Source organism: Rhizobium sp. SAFR-030 (assembly GCF_059415005.1).
Genome location: NZ_JBPFDO010000001.1, coordinates 486,806 through 505,981 on the forward strand (window position 1 = coordinate 486,806; position 19,176 = coordinate 505,981).

19 protein-coding genes are annotated in these 19,176 nt (G+C 63.8%); 10 read left to right on the forward strand and 9 right to left on the reverse strand.

The features are described 5' to 3' along the window. Positions 1 to 8 precede the first annotated feature (8 nt). The gene (locus ACR65N_RS02525; RefSeq protein ID WP_440455601.1) at positions 9 to 1,040 is read right to left on the reverse strand and encodes an ABC transporter substrate-binding protein; all 1,032 of its coding nucleotides are present in this window, start codon (positions 1,038 to 1,040) and stop codon (positions 9 to 11) included. Between the two features lie 255 nt (positions 1,041 to 1,295). Here ACR65N_RS02525 and ACR65N_RS02530 point away from each other — a divergent pair, with 255 nt between their 5' ends. The 6 genes from ACR65N_RS02530 to ACR65N_RS02555 all read left to right on the forward strand — a co-directional run bounded on the left by ACR65N_RS02530 (position 1,296) and on the right by ACR65N_RS02555 (position 9,032). Next, positions 1,296 to 4,034, forward strand: a complete 2,739-nt coding sequence (locus ACR65N_RS02530) for a DUF2339 domain-containing protein (protein WP_440455602.1) — start codon at positions 1,296 to 1,298, stop codon at positions 4,032 to 4,034. Then, on the forward strand, positions 4,031 to 4,687 hold the full coding sequence (locus tag ACR65N_RS02535; RefSeq protein ID WP_440455603.1) for an HD domain-containing protein: 657 nt from the start codon (positions 4,031 to 4,033) through the stop codon (positions 4,685 to 4,687). Before ACR65N_RS02530 ends, ACR65N_RS02535 begins: the two co-directional genes overlap by 4 nt. Positions 4,688 to 4,698: 11 nt before the next feature. Next, complete coding sequence (locus ACR65N_RS02540; protein WP_440455604.1) at positions 4,699 to 5,544, forward strand: MOSC domain-containing protein; 846 nt, start codon at positions 4,699 to 4,701, stop codon at positions 5,542 to 5,544. Between the two features lie 106 nt (positions 5,545 to 5,650). Continuing rightward, positions 5,651 to 6,544, forward strand: a complete 894-nt coding sequence (locus ACR65N_RS02545; protein ID WP_440455605.1) for a DMT family transporter — start codon at positions 5,651 to 5,653, stop codon at positions 6,542 to 6,544. A 160-nt stretch (positions 6,545 to 6,704) separates the two neighbouring features. Beyond that, positions 6,705 to 7,673: a flagellin N-terminal helical domain-containing protein gene (locus tag ACR65N_RS02550; RefSeq protein WP_440455606.1), complete on the forward strand. Its 969-nt coding sequence runs from the start codon at positions 6,705 to 6,707 to the stop codon at positions 7,671 to 7,673. Between the two features lie 138 nt (positions 7,674 to 7,811). Next, the gene (locus ACR65N_RS02555; RefSeq protein ID WP_440455607.1) at positions 7,812 to 9,032 is read left to right on the forward strand and encodes an MFS transporter; all 1,221 of its coding nucleotides are present in this window, start codon (positions 7,812 to 7,814) and stop codon (positions 9,030 to 9,032) included. A gap of 6 nt (positions 9,033 to 9,038) precedes the next feature. On the opposite strand, the gene recO is transcribed toward ACR65N_RS02555, so the two are convergent. Then, positions 9,039 to 9,800 (reverse strand): DNA repair protein RecO, encoded by a 762-nt coding sequence (gene recO, locus ACR65N_RS02560; RefSeq protein ID WP_440455608.1) that lies wholly within the window; start codon positions 9,798 to 9,800, stop codon positions 9,039 to 9,041. Between the two features lie 157 nt (positions 9,801 to 9,957). Here recO and ACR65N_RS02565 point away from each other — a divergent pair, with 157 nt between their 5' ends. Further along, positions 9,958 to 10,350 carry a hypothetical protein gene (locus ACR65N_RS02565; RefSeq protein WP_430305380.1) on the forward strand — a complete coding sequence of 131 codons (393 nt, stop codon included), beginning with the start codon at positions 9,958 to 9,960 and terminating at the stop codon, positions 10,348 to 10,350. A 12-nt stretch (positions 10,351 to 10,362) separates the two neighbouring features. Here ACR65N_RS02565 and era read toward each other — a convergent pair whose 3' ends face one another. The 7 genes from era to rpoZ all read right to left on the reverse strand — a co-directional run bounded on the left by era (position 10,363) and on the right by rpoZ (position 16,619). Beyond that, positions 10,363 to 11,304 carry a GTPase Era gene (gene era / locus ACR65N_RS02570; protein WP_440455609.1) on the reverse strand — a complete coding sequence of 314 codons (942 nt, stop codon included), beginning with the start codon at positions 11,302 to 11,304 and terminating at the stop codon, positions 10,363 to 10,365. Between the two features lie 7 nt (positions 11,305 to 11,311). Beyond that, positions 11,312 to 12,031, reverse strand: coding sequence for a ribonuclease III (rnc, locus tag ACR65N_RS02575; protein WP_430305382.1), 720 nt, complete (start codon positions 12,029 to 12,031; stop codon positions 11,312 to 11,314). Then, a complete protein-coding gene (gene lepB / locus ACR65N_RS02580; RefSeq protein WP_440455610.1) occupies positions 12,028 to 12,774 on the reverse strand; it encodes a signal peptidase I in 747 nt (248 codons plus the stop codon). Before lepB ends, rnc begins: the two co-directional genes overlap by 4 nt. 66 nt (positions 12,775 to 12,840) lie before the next feature. Continuing rightward, entirely contained in the window at positions 12,841 to 13,266 is a 426-nt protein-coding gene (gene acpS / locus ACR65N_RS02585; protein WP_440455611.1) for a holo-ACP synthase, read from the reverse strand. A 293-nt stretch (positions 13,267 to 13,559) separates the two neighbouring features. After that, positions 13,560 to 13,712 carry a DUF3563 family protein gene (locus tag ACR65N_RS02590; protein WP_430305386.1) on the reverse strand — a complete coding sequence of 51 codons (153 nt, stop codon included), beginning with the start codon at positions 13,710 to 13,712 and terminating at the stop codon, positions 13,560 to 13,562. Between the two features lie 133 nt (positions 13,713 to 13,845). Next, entirely contained in the window at positions 13,846 to 16,089 is a 2,244-nt protein-coding gene (locus ACR65N_RS02595; protein WP_440455612.1) for a RelA/SpoT family protein, read from the reverse strand. A gap of 116 nt (positions 16,090 to 16,205) precedes the next feature. Next, entirely contained in the window at positions 16,206 to 16,619 is a 414-nt protein-coding gene (rpoZ, locus tag ACR65N_RS02600; protein WP_440455613.1) for a DNA-directed RNA polymerase subunit omega, read from the reverse strand. A gap of 287 nt (positions 16,620 to 16,906) precedes the next feature. Between rpoZ and ACR65N_RS02605 the strand changes: the two genes are divergently transcribed. From ACR65N_RS02605 to ACR65N_RS02615, 3 genes are all read left to right on the forward strand, one after another. Next, complete coding sequence (locus ACR65N_RS02605; RefSeq protein ID WP_430305389.1) at positions 16,907 to 17,485, forward strand: LabA-like NYN domain-containing protein; 579 nt, start codon at positions 16,907 to 16,909, stop codon at positions 17,483 to 17,485. A gap of 96 nt (positions 17,486 to 17,581) precedes the next feature. After that, positions 17,582 to 18,646: a bifunctional transcriptional activator/DNA repair enzyme AdaA gene (locus tag ACR65N_RS02610; protein ID WP_440455614.1), complete on the forward strand. Its 1,065-nt coding sequence runs from the start codon at positions 17,582 to 17,584 to the stop codon at positions 18,644 to 18,646. A 178-nt stretch (positions 18,647 to 18,824) separates the two neighbouring features. Continuing rightward, a complete protein-coding gene (locus ACR65N_RS02615) occupies positions 18,825 to 19,121 on the forward strand; it encodes a hypothetical protein (RefSeq protein WP_440455615.1) in 297 nt (98 codons plus the stop codon). Positions 19,122 to 19,176: the final 55 nt, after the last annotated feature.

The window sequence follows — 19,176 nt, forward strand, 5'->3', positions numbered from 1 at the left end:
TTTTCAGTTTAAGGCAGCATGCGCGCCGACTTCTCCAGCAGGTAGCTGGCGTCGAAGACGTCCTGCGCCTTCACATTGCCCTTCAGGCCCATCGAGACCTTGAGCGTTTCGATCGAGGCGCCGAGGCGGTCCATGTCGACACCGCCAAAACCGTTCTCGACGACGTAAGGCGTCTTGATGTTCATGGAATTTGCCATGTTGAGGCGCTCGAGCTCGATTGCGCTATCGAGCGTTTCGTTGCGCTTGAGGACGGCTTCCACGCCCTCTTCCGGGTTGGCAATCGCGTCGGCAAAACCCTTGGCGAGCGCCTTGACGAAGCCCTTCACCGCCTCTGGGTTCTTCTCCGCAAAATCCTCGTTCACCAGAACGGCGTTGCCGTAGAGATTGAGGCCGTGCTCGGCCATCAGGATCGTGGCGATATCCTCGTCCTTGATGCCCTGCTTTTTCAGGTTGAGAATGACAGAGAAGGCAAAGCCGAAGACGGCATCGACATCACCCTTGGCCAGCATCGGCTCGCGCACCGGGAAGCCGATGGATTCGATGGTGATCTTGCTGTCGTCGATCTTGGCGACCTGCTTGAAGGCCTTCCACTGGGCGAAGGCGCCATCCGGCGGCGGCGCGCCAAGCTTCTTGCCCTCCAGCGACTTGGGATCTTCGGTGATGCCGAGCGACTTGCGGCCGACGACCGCGAAGGTCGGGCGCTCGTAGATCATCATGACCGACTTGACCTTCTGGCTCGGATCCTCGTCGAGGAACTTGATCACCGAGTTGATGTCGCCGAACCCCATCTGGTAGGCGCCGGTCGCGACGCGCGGGATCGCCTCGACAGAACCGTTGCCGCTGTCGATCGTGACGTCGAGGCCCTCTGCCTTGAAGTAGCCCTTGTCGAGCGCCAGCAGGAAGCCGGCGGCAGGTCCTTCGAACTTCCAGTCGAGGGTGAATTTGACCGCCGTATCGGCAAAGGCCGGTGCGGAAAGACCGGTTGATATCACAAGCGCGGCTACGGCCGGCAGCTTGCTGAAGAGGCGGCGAGTGAACATGGTATCGAATTCCCCCTTGGAACGTCCTGAACTGTCGCTATCAAAATCGATTCCTAACCCGCGACGCAACCTGAAAATGCCCATTATCTAATCATTTTGACGTTACGTCTTATTTATGTGCAAATGCTCCTCAGGAGGCTGGCAAGTGCAAAGAATTTGAACAGCAGCGGTTGTGGGGTCTGATCTGGAACAGCGAATTTTCTTTCGCAGCCGCAGGGCGATATAAGCGGACTGCTGAACCATGGCGGGGCTTTGATGCTGGAACTCCTTCTTCTCGTTTTGCTTTTCGCGCTGCTGATCTGGCATCGCCGTCTGTCGCAGAGGTTGCGGACGCTGGAGACACAGGTGGCCGCTCTGACGACCGCCGTCGCCTCCGGTTCCATCGCAGGACCGTCCATCGATGAGACAGCGGACGGTTCGGCGACGCTGGCGACAACCGACGCAGCATCCGCGGACATGGTGGAGCCATCCGCCGATATCGAGGCGGCGCGCGAGAGAGTGCCGGATGAGGTTGACGAGGCGCCGGCGCCCGCACCCGCGCCCGCACCACCGCGCCAGAGCTTCGAGAGCCGGTTCGGCGCACGCTGGCCGGTCTGGGTCGGCGGGTTGGCGCTGGCGCTCGGCGGCATCTTCCTGGTCCGCTACTCGATCGACAGCGGGTTGCTGGGCCCGGCCGCACGGCTCGGACTCGCCGCCGTGTTCGGATTGCTGCTGGCGGCAACCGGTGAGTTCATGCGACGCGGTGGCGGGCTGCCGCGCCTGCCATCGGCCTATTCGCACGCGATGATCCCCGGCGTGCTGACGGCCGCGGCGAGCGCGACGCTGCTGGCGACCATCTATACCGCCTATGCGGTCTACGGCTTCCTCGGATCGGCGCCGACGTTCGCGATGCTCGCCATCGTCTCGCTGACGACGCTTCTCCTGTCGCTGTTGCATGGACAGGCGCTTGCAGGGCTCGGTCTCGCCGCCTCGCTCGTCACGCCGGCGCTGGTTGCTTCCACCTCGCCCAATATCAGCTTTCTGTTCGGCTTCCTGTCGCTTGCCTGGCTTGCCGCCGATGCGGCGGCACGCATTCGCCGCTGGCGGCTGCTTCCAGTGCTCGCCAACCTGGGGCTGGCGCTCTGGGTCCTGGTCTATGCCGTCAACGCGGAGATTCTCGATCCCGTGCCCGCCGGCTGGGCGCTTCTGGTAATGGTCGCCGGCACCGCATTCCTCTGGCCGGGACGCCTGTTCGAGGTGGCGGCGGAGGAGCCCGAGGCAGACGGCGGGATCTGGCGGCGGACGCGGCGGCTCATCGGCCGGCGGCCACGGTCGATCATGCTGTCGGTATCGCTCTCAGTCTTCCTGCCGTTGCTGATGCTGATGGCCGTGGATGCCCCGTCCGCTACACATCCGGTACTGATCCTGGTGGCGGTGGCGGGCGCACTGGCCGGCCTCGGCGCCGGTCGCCGCGCCGGTCTGCTGCCGGCAACCTTTGCCGCACTGTCCGGCCTCTGCGGCGTGTCGCTGATCGCGATCAAGGATCTCTCGACCTCGATTGCCGATCCCTCAGCGGAGGCCGTTACCGGCTGGCTTGCCGCCATCGGTCCGGAAACCCTCGGCGGCCTGGCGCTCGGGGCGATCTTCACCCTCTGCGGTGTCGGCGTCGCGCGCCGGCGTAGCGCCAGCGATCCGGACTTTGCGGCATTCTGGGCGATCCTTGCTGCAGCGATGCCGGTGACACTGGCGACAATCACCCACCTCAACTACGGAACGCTGGGCGGCGACTGGCTGCACGGGATCTATGGGTTGGCGATCGGCCTCGCCCTGCTGCTGACCGCCGAGCGTATCTCAAAACCGTCCCCAAGCGCTGCCACGGCGAACACGCCCCGCGATCTGCTGCTGCTCGGCGCCTTCGCGGCCTTCGTCTTTGCCCTGCACACGGTGACGCACGGGCTGACGACGACGATCGGGACCGCCCTTATTGGCTTTGCCTTCGTCGGGGCGACGACCGTGCGGCCATGGCGCGGCCTGCCCTGGGCGATGGTCGCAGCCGCGATCGTCGTCGGCCTGCGGATCGCCTGGGAACCGACGATCGTCGGGCCGGATCTCCTCGGCAAGACGCCGGTGTTCAATGCCCTCATCGCCGGCTACGGCATTCCGGCGCTGCTGCTGACGGTGTCGGCGTGGTGGCTGCGGGCGTGGCCCGGACGCCGGGTGCTCAATGCCCTGCAGGGGCTTGCAGCACTTGGCTGCCTGATGACGGTCGCCATCCTCGTTCGCCACGCCATGAACGGCGGCCTGCTCGACGAGCGGGTGCCGACGCTTGCCGAACAGTCGATCTACACGCTGCTGCTGATCGGGCTTTCGGGCATCCTCATGACGCTCGACCTGAAGAGCCCCAGCCGCGCCTTCCGCTACGGCTCGATGCTCGCCGGCGTCATCGCGACGCTCAACGTTCTCAGCCTGCATCTCATCGGGCTCAACCCCTACGCAACCGGCGAAGACATCGGCACCTGGCCGCTCATCAACCTGCTCTTGCCCGGCTACCTGATGCCGGCCCTCGCCTATGCCGGTCTCGCCCTCTACACGCGCGGCAAGCGGCCGATGCCCTATGTCGTCATGCTGGCGCTGGCAGGCGCGGTGCTCGGCTTCGCCTGGGCGACGCTTTCCGTCCGCTGGTTCTGGCAGGGATCGGAGATCAGCGCCTGGAAGGGCTTCCTGCCGGGCGAGACCTACACCTATTCGGTGGTCTGGCTGGCGATCGGCGTCGGCCTGCTTGCGCTCGGCTCCCGACTCGATGCACGCAGTCTGCGTCTCGTTTCGGCGGGACTGGTGCTCGTCTCCGTGCTGAAGGTGTTCCTCGTCGACATGTCGAACCTCGAGGGCATCCTGCGGGCGATCTCGTTCATGGGGCTCGGCGTCGTGCTGATCGGCATCGGCCTCTTCTACCAGCGCATCCTGGCCCGCTCGGTGGCAAGCGCTGAACCGCCAGCCCCCGGAGATGCCTCGTGACCGACACCACCAGCGCCGCTGCCGCCTTTACGCCATTCGAGGACCTGGCCGCTGCCCTCCTGCCGCATGCCGAGGATGCCGGCGACGGCGCCCACGACGTGGCGCATCTGCTGCGGGTATTCCACAATGCCATGCGGTTGCAGGCGGCGGAGGGCGGCGACGCGCAACTGCTGGCGGCTGCGGTGCTGCTCCACGATTGCGTCTCGGTGGAGAAGAATTCGCCGCACCGGGCAGAGGCCTCGCGGCTCGCCGCCGACAAGGCCACGGCAATCCTTGCCGATCTCGGCTGGCAGCCGGAGCGCATCGATGCCGTCGCGCACGCCATTCACGCCCACAGCTATTCGGCCAATGTCGAGCCGGTGACGCTCGAGGCGCGCATCCTGCAGGATGCCGACCGGCTGGATTCGCTCGGCATGATTGGCGTGGCGCGCACCTTCTACATTGCCGGCCGGATGGGCTCAAAGCTCTACCACACAGCCGACCCGCAGGGCATGGATCGGCCGCTGGACGATCGGACCTACGGCCTCGACCACTTCGAGACGAAACTGATGAAGCTGTCGCAGGGCTTCAAGACCGACAGCGGAAAGGCTATGGCAGCCGAGCGGCACCGGCGTCTCGTGCAGTTCCGCGACCTGTTCCTCGACGAGATCTGAAGGATCCGCCCATGCACGTCTCCGCCCTCAACATCTTTCCGCTGAAGAGCGCCCGCGGCATTGCGTTGAACGAGGCCGCAATCGATGGCTGGGGGCTGGCGGACGATCGGCGCTGGATGATCACCGATCCGAGCGGCGGCTTCATCACGCAGCGGGAGCTGCCGGCACTTGCCCGCATCGAGGTCTCGCCACACGCGGAAGGCCTGCGGCTGGCGATGGACGGCAAGAGCGACCTGGATGTCGCCTTTCCCAATGGCGACGGCCGCCTCGAGGTTGAGATCTGGAAATCGCCGGTCAGCGCAGCGCTTGCCGACGACGCCGCGCATACGGTGCTGAGCGACTGGCTTCAGCGCGAGGTGCGGCTCGTTCATTTCGACGCAGATGCCCGTCGGATGGCCAGCACCGACTGGGCTGGACCCGACACGCCGGTGGCCTTTGCCGACGGCTACCAGGTGCTGGTCACCACCACCGGCTCGCTCGGCGCGCTGAATGCCGACATGGCGAAAAACGGCGAAGCGCCGGTCGGCATGGACAGGTTCCGCGCCAATGTCGTCCTCGAGCATGATCAGCCGTGGGCAGAGGATGGCTGGGCATCGATCGAAATCGGCGGTGTGACACTTCATCTGGTCAAGCCCTGCGCGCGCTGCATCATGACGACGCAGGACCAGCTGACCGGATCACGCGAGGGCGCAAGTCCGATGCCGGCGATGGGCCGCATCCGCATGTCGGCGGACCGGCGCGTGCCTGGACCGCTGTTCGGCTGGAATGCCGTGCCGGTCGGAAGCGGCAGGCTGAGCATCGGCCAGCAGGTTCGCGTCGTCGAGCAGCGGCCCGCCTGGGACATCAAGCGTCGCTGACAGCGGATGGCAGCGGGATGTTCCTGACAATGGTCCCGCAGCCAGCAATTCTCTTCCCCTCGTCGCCGGCAGGCGGCGAACTTCTCCTGACATTCGAGCAGCATTCATGACAGCAAGATCCAAAGGCCTCGCCTTCGCCGTTACGGCGGTCATCATCTTTGCGGCGCAGGACGTGGTCTCGAAGTATCTCGGAACACACTACCCGCCGATCTTCATCATCATGATCCGCTACTGGGCGTTCGCCGTCTTCGTGCTGCTGTTGTCGGCCCGCTCGCGCGGCGGCATAGCCGGTGCGGCTCGCACCGCCCGGCCGCTGCTGCAAATCTCCCGCGGTGTCATTCTCGTCGTGCAGATCTGTTTCGCAATCACCTCGTTCGCCGTGGTCGGCCTGTCGCAGACGCAGTCGATCTTTGCCGCCACACCGCTGGTGGTCGCGGCATTGTCCGTGCCGCTGCTCGGCGAGAAAGTCGGCTGGCGGCGCTGGACGGCCATCGGCATCGGCCTATTCGGCGTGCTGATGATCGTCAACCCGGTCCAGGCAAGCTTCGGCCCGACGATCCTGCTGCCGATCGCCGGCTCGGTGATCTTCGCCCTCTATGCCATCACCACCCGGCTGGCGGCGCGGGTCGACAGTTCGACAACCAGCTTCTTCTACACCGGCATCGCCGGCGCCGTCGCCATCACCTTCGTCGGCCCCTTCTACTGGACGTCGCTTGCGCCTGAGGACTGGATCTGGATGGCTGTTCTTTGCCTCACCGGCACGGTCGGCCATTACCTGCTGATCCGCGCCTACGATCTCGTCGACGCCGTCACCGTCCAGCAGATCGGCTATGTGCAGGTGGTTCTCGTCTGCATCCTCGGCGTGCTGATCTACGGCGAGATCCTGACGTTGAACATGATCGCCGGCGCCGCGCTGGTCATCAGCGCCGGCCTGTTCACCATCTGGCGCGAAAGCCGCAAGGCGCGGATGAACGGCCCGTCCCTCCCCGACCAGGAATAGGACCAGGCAAGAAAAAAGCATGTCATGGCTTTCTATTTAAGCGAGCATTAAGGTTAGCGATGCTTGAATGAGACCCAAGAGATACTGACCTCCGTTCACCATGCAGCGGCGGTCGCCACAGTCTCTCCTGCGTTTCGTAAGTGTTTGAGTAGAGCGTATCATGACGAGTATCAGGACCAACGTCGCCTCGATGGCGGCGCTTGCGACGCTGCGCCATATCAGCGACGCCCTTGATCTGACCCGGTCGCGCATGGCAAGCGGCGAGCGGGTCGGTCAATCCTCCGAGAATGCCGCCTACTGGTCGATCGCCGCGACGATGAAATCCGACGACAAGGCTCTCGGAGCCGTGCAGGATGCCCTCAACCTCGGCTCGGCCACCGTCGACGTCGCCTATGAGGGCATGCAGGCTGCGATCTCCGTGACCGACGAGATCAAGGCGAAGCTGGTTTCCGCCAGCCAGCCGGGCGTGGACAAGGACAAGGTCAACAGCGAGATCGAACAGCTGAAAGGGCAGCTGAAATCCATCGCCAGTTCGGCCACCTTCAACGGGGTCAACTGGCTGACCATCACTGATGATTCCGACCAGACGGCGAAACTCGCGGCCTCCTTCTACCGCGACCTCGACGGTGGGGTTTTTCTGGAGACCATCGAGAACCGGTTGTGGACATCCGGCGGGACGATCAGCCCGCTGATCGACAACCGGTCGAACAGCACCACCGGCGACGCCGGCATCCTCACCAGCACGCGGTTCTCGAGCGAGGCCGGAGCTTCGACCACCTACGTTCTGCTGGCAAACGACAGCAATAGCGGCGCAACCGAAGTGTCGATCGGCGCCGGCACGACCTCCGAGCAGCTGACCGACATGATCAAGACGGTCGACGGCATGTTGCAGATGATGGCCGATTCGGGCGCCAACTTCGGCTCGATCCAGGCGCGGATGGAAATCCAGACGGAGTTTACCGCCAAACTCCGCGACTGGATGAGCCGCGGCATCGGTACGCTGGTCGATGCCAACATGAACGAGGAGGCCACCCGGCTGAAGGCGCTGACGACACAGCAGCAGCTGACGCTGCAGGCGCTATCGATCGCCAACAGCCAGCCGCAGTCGCTGCTGACGCTGTTCAACTGAGGCGGGCGGCGAAACCCCTCCCCCGTTATTCAGGCAGCCTGCGATCCATCAGCCAAACTGATGCAAGGGCCAAGAAAACGCACTTGGCTTCCGGGCTGCGGCGGCTATTGTCGGTCAGGATTACGCAAGGGTTCCGACATGACTGCACAAAGCGCCCGCCGCATGCCGTGGCTCATCATCGCCAGCGGCTCGCTGATCGTCATGCTGACGTTCGGGCCGCGCTCGGCGATGGGGTTCTTCCAGCTGCCGATGCTGGCGGATACCGGCTGGGACCGTTCGACCTTCGGCCTTGCCATGGCGCTGCAGAACCTGTTCTGGGGTCTCAGCCAGCCGTTCTTCGGCGCGCTCGCCGATAAATACGGCACCGCTCGGGTGCTGGTGATCTCCGGCCTTCTCTATGCCGCCGGCCTGCTGGTGATGTCGCATGCGGCCGGACCAATGTGGCTGCATGTCGGCGGCGGCATTCTCGTCGGCATGGCGATCGGCGCCGGTTCGTTCAGCGTCGTGCTCTCCGCCTTCGCACGGCACGTGACGCCGCAGCAGCGGTCAATGGCCTTCGGCATCGGCACCGCCGCCGGTTCGGCGGGCATGTTCCTGTTTGCGCCGATCAGCCAGACGCTGATCACCCAATATGGCTGGTCGGACAGCCTGGTGATCATGGGCGTGATGATGCTGATCGTGCCGCTTCTGGCGTTCCCGCTGCGCGGCAACTCGTCGTCCGGCACGCAGAGCCAGGCGCAGTTCCAGCAAAGTATCGGCGAGGCGCTGAACGAGGCCTTCCGGCATCGCAGCTACCTGCTCCTGGTCAGCGGCTTCTTCGTCTGCGGCTTCCAGGTGGCGTTCATCACCGCGCATTTCCCCGCCTATCTCGGCGACATCGGCATAGACGCCCGCTACGCCGTTATCGCCATGGCCTGCATCGGCTTCTTCAACATTGCCGGGTCGCTGGCAGCCGGCGTTATCGGCCAACGCTATTCGAAGCCGTATTTTCTTGCCTACATCTATATCGGCCGCTCGATCGCAGTGACGGCCTTCCTGCTGCTGCCGCAGACGCCGTTCTCGGTCATCGTCTTTGCCATCGTCATGGGGCTGCTGTGGCTGTCGACCGTGCCGCCGACGAATGCACTGGTGGCGATCATGTTCGGCACCCGCCATCTCGGCCTGCTGGGCGGCATGGTGTTCCTGTCCCACCAGATCGGCTCGTTCCTCGGCGTCTGGCTGGGTGGCTTCCTCTACGACCGGTTCGGCTCCTATGACGCGGTCTGGTGGCTCGGCGTGGTGCTCGGCCTGTTTGCCGCAGCCGTGCACCTGCCGATCCGCGAGCGCCCCGTCGACCGGCCGATTGCCGTAGCTGCATAGAGGCTGCTAAGCACCGGTTTCCGGAGACTTGTCCTCCAGCCTGACCAGCGCCTTCAGCGCCGCCTGGACGAAACCGTCGCGGGCTGTGTTCTGCTGCAGCCCGCGCGGCTCGTAGACATGCCGGTGCAGGAAGAAGCCGCTCAGCCGAAAGGCCGCCAACAGGCTGTCGGGATCGTTGCTGCGGCTGCCTTCCGGGCGCAGGAAGAGCGGTAGCGTCAGAAGCCGGTCCGCATAGGCCGCGCCGGCGTCGCGCGAGACGGCCCGGCCGCTCTTCGGCGACACATAGATGAGATCCTGGCGCTCGCCGGTCGCCGCACATTCGCTGAGGTCGAGACCGAAGCCCAGGTCGTTGAGGACCGCCAGCTCGAAGCGCACGAACAGTTCGCCAGCCCCCACCGGGTCGTCCATGTGATCGAGGATGACGTCGAGCGCTTCGTAGAGATGCGGATGCGGATCCCGCTCCGGCAGCAGCCGCAGTAGCGCCCCCATCGCCTGCACCCCATAGACCGCCGTGGCGCTTTCCATCAGCCGGGCGGCGCGCAGGTGGATCGGCTCGAGCTTGAAGTCGCCGAGATGTTCGTCCAGGCGTGCGCGCCAAACGGCATCGACGCGGTTTCCGGGCTGCAGCACCGGCTGCATCGTGCGTGATCGGCCGCCACGAACGAGGCCCATGTGGCGGCCGCGCTCGCGGGTCATCAGCTCCGCCACGACGCTGGTTTCCCCATGCCGGCGAACCCCTATGACGATGCCTTCATCCTGCCACTGCATGCTGCCGGCTCATCCTTTGCTTTCGATTCAACAATAGCCGGTAAGCCGCTCCGACTGAATCGCTTTCTGCACTCGCCGAACGACCGGGAGCACAGCGGGCGATGGAACAAAAATCGAAGTCGCGGGTTGCTGGGCACAGACAATCTCTGGAGAACCCATGCGCCACGCTGCCTATGCTACCGCCCTCATCGCCCTGCCGATGCTGTTTGCCAGCCCGGTCACCGCATCGGCGCAATCTGCCGGCCTCGACCAGGCCTGCGTCGCCGTCGCCAAGAACTTCCTGCTGGCCCCGGTGCTGACCACCGGCGTGGTCCAGTCCTTCCCGGAATTGCAGCCGCCAGGCGCCCGCCTCACCTATTCGACGCGCGCCAAGCCGGAGCCTTCGGATTTCACCAGCGAGATCAACTGCGAGTTCGAGAAGGCCCAGGCACCGTTCGGCCTGACGCGCTTCTGCATTTCCAACACCTGCTATTCGGCTTCCGAACAGGATGAGGAACGCCAGCGCCGCTACCGCGAGGTCAAGGCGCTGATGGATCGCCAGCAGAAATAAGCGGTTCGCCGCTCAGCCTTTCGGGAATTCCAGGCCCATCTCGCGGAACCTCTCGGGATCGTCGCCCCAGTTCTCGCGCACCTTGACGAACAGGAACAGGTGTACGGGCTGGTCGAGAATTTCCGACAATTCCTTACGCGAGGCGGTCGAGATCGACTTGATCGCCTCGCCGCCCTTGCCAAGCGCAATCTTCTTTTGGCTGTCGCGCTCGACGTAGATGACCTGCTCGATGCGCACCGAGCCGTCCTTGCGCTCTTCCCATTGTTCCGTCTCGACATGCGACGAATACGGAAGCTCCTGATGCAGGCGCAGGAACAGCTTTTCACGGGTAATCTCGGCCGCCAGCTGTCGCATGGGCAGGTCTGAAATCTGGTCTTCCGGGTAGTACCACGGACCTTCCGGCAGCTTTGCCGACAGATGCGCGATGAGGTCATCGCAGCCGGAACCGGTGGTGGCCGAGATCATGAAGGTATCATCGAACGTGACGACCTCGTTGGCTGCAGAGGCGAGCTTCAGCAGATCCTCGCGCTTCACCTGGTCTATCTTGTTGAGCACCAGGATCTTCGGCTGGCGAACCTCCTTCAGCCCCTCGAGAATGGCTTGCGCATCGCCGCGCAGACCGCGCTCGCTGTCGACCAGCATAACGATCAGATCAGCATCCTTGGCGCCGCCCCAGGCGGAGGTGACCATTGCCCGGTCCAGCCGGCGACGCGGCTTGAAGATACCCGGCGTATCCATGAAGACGATCTGCGTGCGGTCGTGGATGGCGATGCCGCGGACGATGGCGCGCGTCGTCTGCACCTTGTGGCTGACGATCGACACCTTGGCGCCGACGAGCCGGTTGAGGAGGGTCGACTTGCCGGCATTGGTGGCGCCAATCAGCGCAACGAAGCCCGACCGGGTCGGAGTGGTCGGCGCCTCGGGCAGGCCGGTCATGTTGTCTTCTTCGGTCATAGCGTCCTTAGCCTTCGTCGGCGGGCTTTTGCCACACGCCTTCACGTTCGAGCATCTTGGTTGCGGCCACCTGCTCGGCGGCACGTTTGGAGCGGTCGACACCGGTCTCCGGGGCCACGCCCTTCACCTCCACCGTCACGGTGAAGCGCGGATCATGATCCGGCCCCGAACGATCGTCGACGCGGTAGACGGGCGTCAGCCCGGAGCGGGCATGCGACCATTCCTGCAGTTCGGTCTTGGCGTCGCGGCGGGCAGCATCGGCGGCCGTCGCCCGCTTTTCCCAGTAGCGCAGGATGAAGCGACGCGCCGCTTCCAGGCCTGCATCCAGATAGATAGCAGCAATCAGGCTTTCGACAACGTCGGCGCGGACGTTCATCATCCGCTTGCCGGTGAGCTTCTTCACATCGGCGCCGGTGCGGATGAACTGGTGCAGGCCAAGCTCGTCGGCGACGCTGGCGCAGCTATCGGCGCTGACGAGTTGATTGAGGCGCACCGAGAGCTCGCCCTCGTCGGCAGTGCGGAAGGTACTGAACAGCAGTTCGGCGACGCAGAGGCCGAGCACCCGGTCTCCGAGAAACTCCAGGCGCTCGTAATTGCCGGATTTGGCGGTGCCGGTGCTTGCGTGGGTAAGCGCCCGGTCAAGCCATTGCTTGTCGGCAAACGCGTGCCCGAGAACCGTTTCCAGTTTTGCCCGCTGGTCTGCCGACAGCGTTGGTGCCTTCATCAATCGACCACCTTGAACAGACGCTCCCAGCGCATGTTGGACGGCCACTTCCAGATCTCGCGGAACGAGGTGTCGTTGCCGAGCGAGAAGAAGATGACGCTGGCGCGCCCGACGAGGTTTTCGGTGGGCACGTAGCCAACGTCGAAGCGGCTATCCAGGGAGTTGTCGCGGTTGTCGCCCATGAAGAAGTAATGACCTTCCGGCACGACGAACTCGCGGGTGTTGTCGCCGCGCGAATTGGGCGACTGGTCGAGCGTCGTGTAGGACTTGCCGTTGTCGAGGGTTTCGCGGAATACCGGAACGTCCGAGCCCGGATCGAGGCGGTAATCGGAGGTGAAGGTGCCATCAGGCATCTTCGGAACCGGCTGGCCGTTGACCTGCAGCACGCCGTCGATCATCTGTACGCGGTCGCCCGGCAGACCGATCAGGCGCTTGATGTAGTCGACGTCGGGATCCGTCGGCAGGCGGAAGACGATGACATCGCCACGCTTCGGCTCGGAAAACTCCAGCACGCGGCCGGAGAACAGGTCCGGCGAGAACGGCAGCGAGTACTTCGAGTAGCCATAGGCGAACTTGTTGACGAAGATGTAGTCGCCGACCAGCAGCGTCGGCATCATCGAGCCGGAAGGAATGGTGAAGGGCTGAAACAAGACCGTGCGGATGACCATCGCCAGCAGCAGTGCCTGGATGATGACCTTGATGTTTTCCCAGAGGGCGTTCGGCTTCTTTTCAACTTTTTCAGACACGTGCACGTCTTTCGTTTGCAGCGATTTGCGCTTCTCTAAACCCTTCACCCCGTGCGGGCAATGGCATCAATCGCCAGGTGACGGCGACAGCGCTGCGGCAGGTCGGGCCTCGATGATGACGAAGGCCTGCGCATACGGGAATTCATCGGTGATGGTGAGGTGGATGACGGCGACGTGGCCCGGCGGCGTCAGTCCCGCGAGGCGATCGCCGGCGCCGCCGGTCAGTGCCATCGTTGGCTTGCCGCTCGGCAGGTTGACGACGCCCATGTCCTTCCAGAACACGCCCTGCGCCAGACCGGTGCCGAGCGCCTTCGAACAGGCTTCCTTGGCTGCAAACCGTTTCGCGTAGGAGGCGGCGCGCATCTTGCGGCCATCGGACTTGCGGCGTTCGATTTCGGTGAAACAGCGATGCGTGAACCGATCGCCAAAACGCTCAATCGACCTCTCGACGCGTCGAATGTCGATGAGGTCGCTGCCCATGCCGATGATCATGCGGTTCCTTTCGCCTGCCTGTCGAGCTTTTCTGCCAGACGGCGATGCGAATGTCGACCAGAAGCACCGGGTGCGGCCCGCAGCCGCAGGCCTTGGACGGAATGGTGCCGGGCACCTGCCTCGGCGTCGCAGTCGGATGGGTCAGCCCAGAACAACTGACGTCGGCGGACGCCAGGGGATCAGTTCGAAAGCAGGAACCGACCAGCCATGCGACAAGCGCATGGAAGATATGCAGGCCTGCGCAACGCAGGCGGACCGGCTTCGGACGGTGAAGCCGGCGGTAGAACTCTGGATCAGAGACCCTTGCGGAACATTCCGCGGTCGATCTGGCGCATGCGGTATTCGAGTTCGATCGCGTCGTGCGACTCGTTGAGGTAGGCCATTTCGCGTTCCTGGACGGACGGGGCACGAAGGGCGCGGGCGAACTGCTTCAGCGGCTTGAACATGATTTGCTCCTTATGATGTTGGACAGAACATAAGGGTTCCCACCGCACTCCACCATCGCCAGCTTCCACCGGCAGCCCTGCGTCAGACGCATAACAGCGGGGAGCAGGCGCAGGCCGCCTGCTCAATTGGCAATCAATCGTAGACGCGCTTGACGGTCGAGATGCAGTCGAGGTCCTTCAACTGGGCCAGCAACTGGTTCAGCTGGCGCAGGTCCCAGACCTCGACTTCGAGCGACAGTTCGGAGAAGTCCGTGGCGACGCGTCCCATCGTCATCCGGCGAATGTTGATGTCGAGCCGCGCGATCGTCTGCGCCACCGTCGCCAGCGTTCCCGGCTCGTTCAGCGCGTTGATATTGAGCTTGGCGGTGAAGCGCGACTTGTTGGCCTCATCGAGATCCCAGCGCACGTCGATCCAGCGTTCGGGCTGGTCGTCGAACTTCTGCAGGGCCGAGGCCTGTATCGGGTAGATGGTGATGCCCTTGCCGTCTTCCATGATGCCGACGATCCGATCGCCAGGCACCGCACCGGCCGGCGCGAAACGGACCTCGGTGGAGCCTGCAAGGCCGCGGATCGGCAGCGGATCGAGCCCGCCGCCCGGCACCTCTTCGCCCGGCTTGCCAATGTCCTTGACGGTCCGGTCGCCGCCCGGCAGGCGGAACATCATGCCGCTTGCCGTCTGCACGTTGAACCAGCCCTGGTCGGCGGCGGGCTTGATGGTCGTCCGGTCGTCCTTGAAGTCGGGGAACACCGCCCGCAGCACGTCGAGCGACGACAGCTCGCCACGTCCGACGGCTGCGATCGCATCCTCGACATCCTTCTGGGCAAGCCGGTAGAGTGCCGGCTTCAGCGCCTCGCGGGAGAATTCCTTGCCGGCGCGCTCGAAGGTGCGCTCCAGGATACGGTGGCCAAGGCCGGCATACTGCTTGCGGATCGCCATGCGCGTAGCGCGGCGGATGGCGGCACGCGCCTTGCCGGTGACGACAATTTCTTCCCAGGCGGCCGGCGGCACCTGCACGCCGGAGCGGATGATCTCCACCTCGTCGCCGTTGTTGAGGCGCGTCACTAGCGGCATGATGCGGCCGTTGATCTTGGCGCCGACGGTCGTGTCGCCGATATTGGTGTGCACCGCATAGGCAAAATCGATCGGGGTTGCGCCGCGCGGCAGCGCGATGAGCTTGCCCTTCGGCGTGAAGCAGAACACTTGGTCCTGGAACAGCTCGAGCTTGGTGTGCTCGAGGAATTCCTCTGGGTTGTCGCCTTCCGACAGCGACTCGATCGTGTGGCGGAGCCAGGAATAGGCATTGCTGTCGCGCGACAGCAGTTCGCCAGGCTCGCCGTTCTCGCCGTCCTTGTAGAGACTGTGGGCGGCGATGCCGAATTCGGCAATCTCGTGCATGCGCTTGGTGCGGATCTGCAGCTCGATGCGCTGCCGCGACGGACCGATGATCGTCGTGTGGATCGACCGGTAGTCGTTCTGCTTCGGTGTCGAGATGTAATCCTTGAAGCGGCCGGGGACGACGCGCCAGCGCGTGTGGACGATGCCGAGCGCCCGATAGCAGGCCGGCACGTCATCGACCACCAGACGGAAGCCGTAGACATCCGACAGCTGTTCGAACGACAGGGACTTCGACTGCATCTTGCGGAAGACCGAATAGGGCTTCTTCTGGCGCCCCTTGACGGTGGTGTTGAGCAGGCCGTTGGCGATCAACAGGTCGCGCAACTCGTCCTCGATCTTGGTGATCAGTCCCTCGTTTCGCGCCGACAGTTCCGACAGACGGTGCGTGACGGTCTCGTAGGCTTCCGGATTGAGGTAGCGGAAGGACAGATCCTCCAGCTCGTCTCGCATGTCCTGCATGCCCATGCGGCCGGCAAGCGGCGCATAGATATCCATCGTCTCTTCGGAGATGCGGGCGCGCTTTTCCTGCGACATGTGCTCGAGCGTGCGCATGTTGTGCAGACGGTCGGCGAGCTTGACGAGCAGGACGCGGACGTCGTCCGAAATCGCCAGCAGCAGCTTGCGCAGGTTTTCCGCCTGCTTGGCCTTCTTCGACACGAGGTCGAGGCGCTTCAGCTTCGTCAGCCCCTCGACGAGGCGGCCGATGTCCTCACCGAACAGCTCGTCGATTTCGGCACGGGTTGCGGTCGTGTCCTCGATCGTATCGTGCAGCAGGGCCACCGCGATCGTCGACTCGTCCAGGTGCATGTCGGTGAGGATGGCGGCGACTTCCAGCGGGTGGGAAATGTAGGGGTCGCCGCTGGCGCGCTTCTGCTGGCCGTGCTTCTGCATGGCATACACATAGGCTTTGTTGAGGAGAGCTTCGTTCGCTTCGGGCTTGTACTTCTGAACCCGCTCGACGAGCTCGTATTGCCGCATCATGCCTCGAGAGATCCTTCAAACCCGTAAAACAAAAAGGCCCGCCAACCGTTCTAGATTGGCGCAGCCGGTATCAATGCCAGAAAGCGCCTCGTGCGAGGCGTCGACAAGCGCCGATCTTAGTAGTCGTCGCTCTTTTCCGGCGGAACAAGGCCTTCGATGCCGGCCAGCAGCTCTTCTTCCGACATCTGGTCGAAGGTGACGGTTTCCGGCAGGTCGTCCTCGTCCGAGCCGCGGTCGGCACCCGTCGCAGCGCCGGCATTGCTGGAGATCAGCGTCGACGGATCGGGTTCCGGCTCGTCCACTTCCACATGCTTCTGCAGCGAGTGGATGAGGTCTTCCTTCAGGTCGTCGGGGGACAGCGTCTCGTCGGCGATCTCGCGCAGGGCAACGACCGGGTTCTTGTCGTTGTCGCGATCGATGGTGATCGAAGCGCCCTGCGAGATCTGCCGCGCGCGGTGGCTGGCAAGCAGTACCAGCTCGAAACGGTTGTCGACTTTGTCGATGCAATCTTCTACTGTGACGCGGGCCATTGCCTGTCCTTTACGGTCGATATTTCGTGGATTGAACGCCCGATACAGGGATTAGCCATGAAATTCAAGTTTTTCCTCACTCATCACGACTCCGCCGCACGCGGTCGGGTTACACAACGGCTAATTCAACCAAAGGTTGCTTGGATATCGACGCTTCGTACCTTAAAGACTTAATATATGAATATAACATAATGTAACACGCCTTTTCCTTGTCACCGGGCCGGTCCCGGGGATCTAATTAGCGTGGCGGAAGTTACTTCGTGTATTGAGACAGGGAGCGAGAATACATGTTTGACCCGAGGGAAAAGATCGCCCTTTTTATCGATGGCGCTAATCTTTATGCTGCATCCAAGAGTCTCGGCTTCGACATCGATTATCGGAAACTGCTGAAGGCGTTTCAAAAGCGCGGATACCTGCTACGCGCCTATTACTACACGGCGCTGATCGAAGATCAGGAGTATTCGTCGATCCGGCCGCTCATCGATTGGCTGGATTATAATGGCTACAAGGTGGTGACCAAGCCGGCCAAGGAGTTCACCGACTCGATGGGCCGCCGCAAGGTGAAGGGCAACATGGACATCGAACTCGCGGTCGATGCCATGGAGCAAGCGGCAACGGTGGACCATCTCGTACTGTTTTCCGGCGACGGCGACTTCACCACCCTGGTCGAGGCCATTCAGCGCAAGGGCCGCAAGGTTTCAGTCGTCTCAACGCTTGCAACTCAGCCGCCGATGATCGCCGACGATCTTCGCCGCCAGTCGGATCACTTCATCGACCTGATGTCGCTGAAGGCGGAGATCGGTCGCGATCCCTCGGAGCGCGCGCCACGTCCGGCCGAACCGACCGTCGAACCCGAAGCCGAATAGATCCAGGCTTTGGACGAAGCCCGCGTAGACCGAGCAGCTGAAATAGCTGCCCGTTTTTCGGCGGCAAACACGCGGAAGCGGGACTATGGTGGCGGCATGCTGATGACCCGCCCTTCCGACGACACTCTCTACCAAGCCCTTCTCAGCCGCGATGCGGCCTATGAAGGATTTGCCTATGTCTGTGTCACGACAACCCGCATCTTCTGCCGGCTGACCTGCCCGGCACGCAAGCCGCTCCGCGACAACTGCCGCTTCGAAGCGAGCATCGCCGACTGCCTGGACGGCGGATACAGGCCCTGCAAGCGGTGCACACCGATGCTGCGCCTCGGCGACGGCGAGCCGACGATCCGGGCTCTGCTTGATGCTCTCGAGCGTGCCCCCGACAGGCGCTGGAGCGAAGCCGATCTCCTAGCCCTCGGCTACGATCCCTCGACCATCCGCCGCATCTTCAAGCGCCGGTTCGGCATGAGCTTTCTGGAGATCGCCCGCCGCAGACGGCTGAGCCATGCCGTCACCACGCTTGGCACCGGCGCATCCGTCATCGACGCGCAGCTGGAGGCAGGCTTCGAATCCGGCAGCGGCTTTCGCGCCGCCGTCAGCCAGTGGCTGGGTGCCGCGCCGCAGCAGGTGAAGTCGCAAAGCCTTCTGAAGGCCGCCTGGATCGAGACGCCGATCGGGCCGATGATCGCGGTTACCTGCGACCACGCTTTGCACCTCCTGGAGTTCGCGGACCGCCCTGCCCTGCAGGGGGAACTCACCCGGTTGCGCGACCGCAACGGCCGGGCGATCATCATGGGGCGCACGGCGGTCACCGATCGCGTCGGCGAGCAGCTGGCGGCCTACTTTGACGGTCGCCTGACGACGTTCTCGCTGCGCATCGGCGATCACGGCACGCCGTTCGAGCGACAGGTCTGGCGTGCGCTGCAGGAGATCCCTTCCGGAGCGACGGCCAGCTACCGGGACATCGCAGAGGCGATGGCCCGGCCAACTGCCGTGCGCGCTGTTGCGCGTGCCAATGGCGCAAATCAGATCGCCATCGTCGTCCCCTGCCATCGTGTGATCGGCACCGACGGTAGCCTGACCGGCTATGGCGGCGGGCTGTGGCGCAAGCAGTGGCTGCTGCGTCACGAGCAGCGCGCTGGAACGAATGCGGCGCCCTGATCCATCATCGACGTTGATGACCCGCATCGAAAACATTCACTAGACCCATGGATCCGGCTCAAGCACGGTGCTCTCGCCGCATCAGGCGGCTTCACCCCGTGCCCCGATCTCCAGCCCTCACCCTCGTCTCGCAGCCCGCTGCGAGACTGCCTCTGCGCGTCTTCGAAAGGATCAAATCATGCGCACCACGGACAGCAACCTCGCCATCCTGACGAATGACAAAGAGGCGCGCGACACGATCGGAACCGGTCGCTCGGGCTTCCGCTGGATCGTCACATTCTTCCGGCCGATTGTCGGCACTGCGCAGCGGCTCAATCGCCTCGGTGATCTCGACCAGAGGCAGCGGCGTGACCTCGGGCTCCAGGGAGGCCTAGACTACAAGGATCCGATTGACCGGGCCGCGCGGCAGGACGCGCTGCTGCAGCAGGCGCGCGACAGGGCACTGCTGCTGGCGCTTGGTCACAGAGCACGTTGACCCAACGCAACAAGCCGCAGGCGAGAACCTGCGGCTTGTTGAAGAGAACATCGAA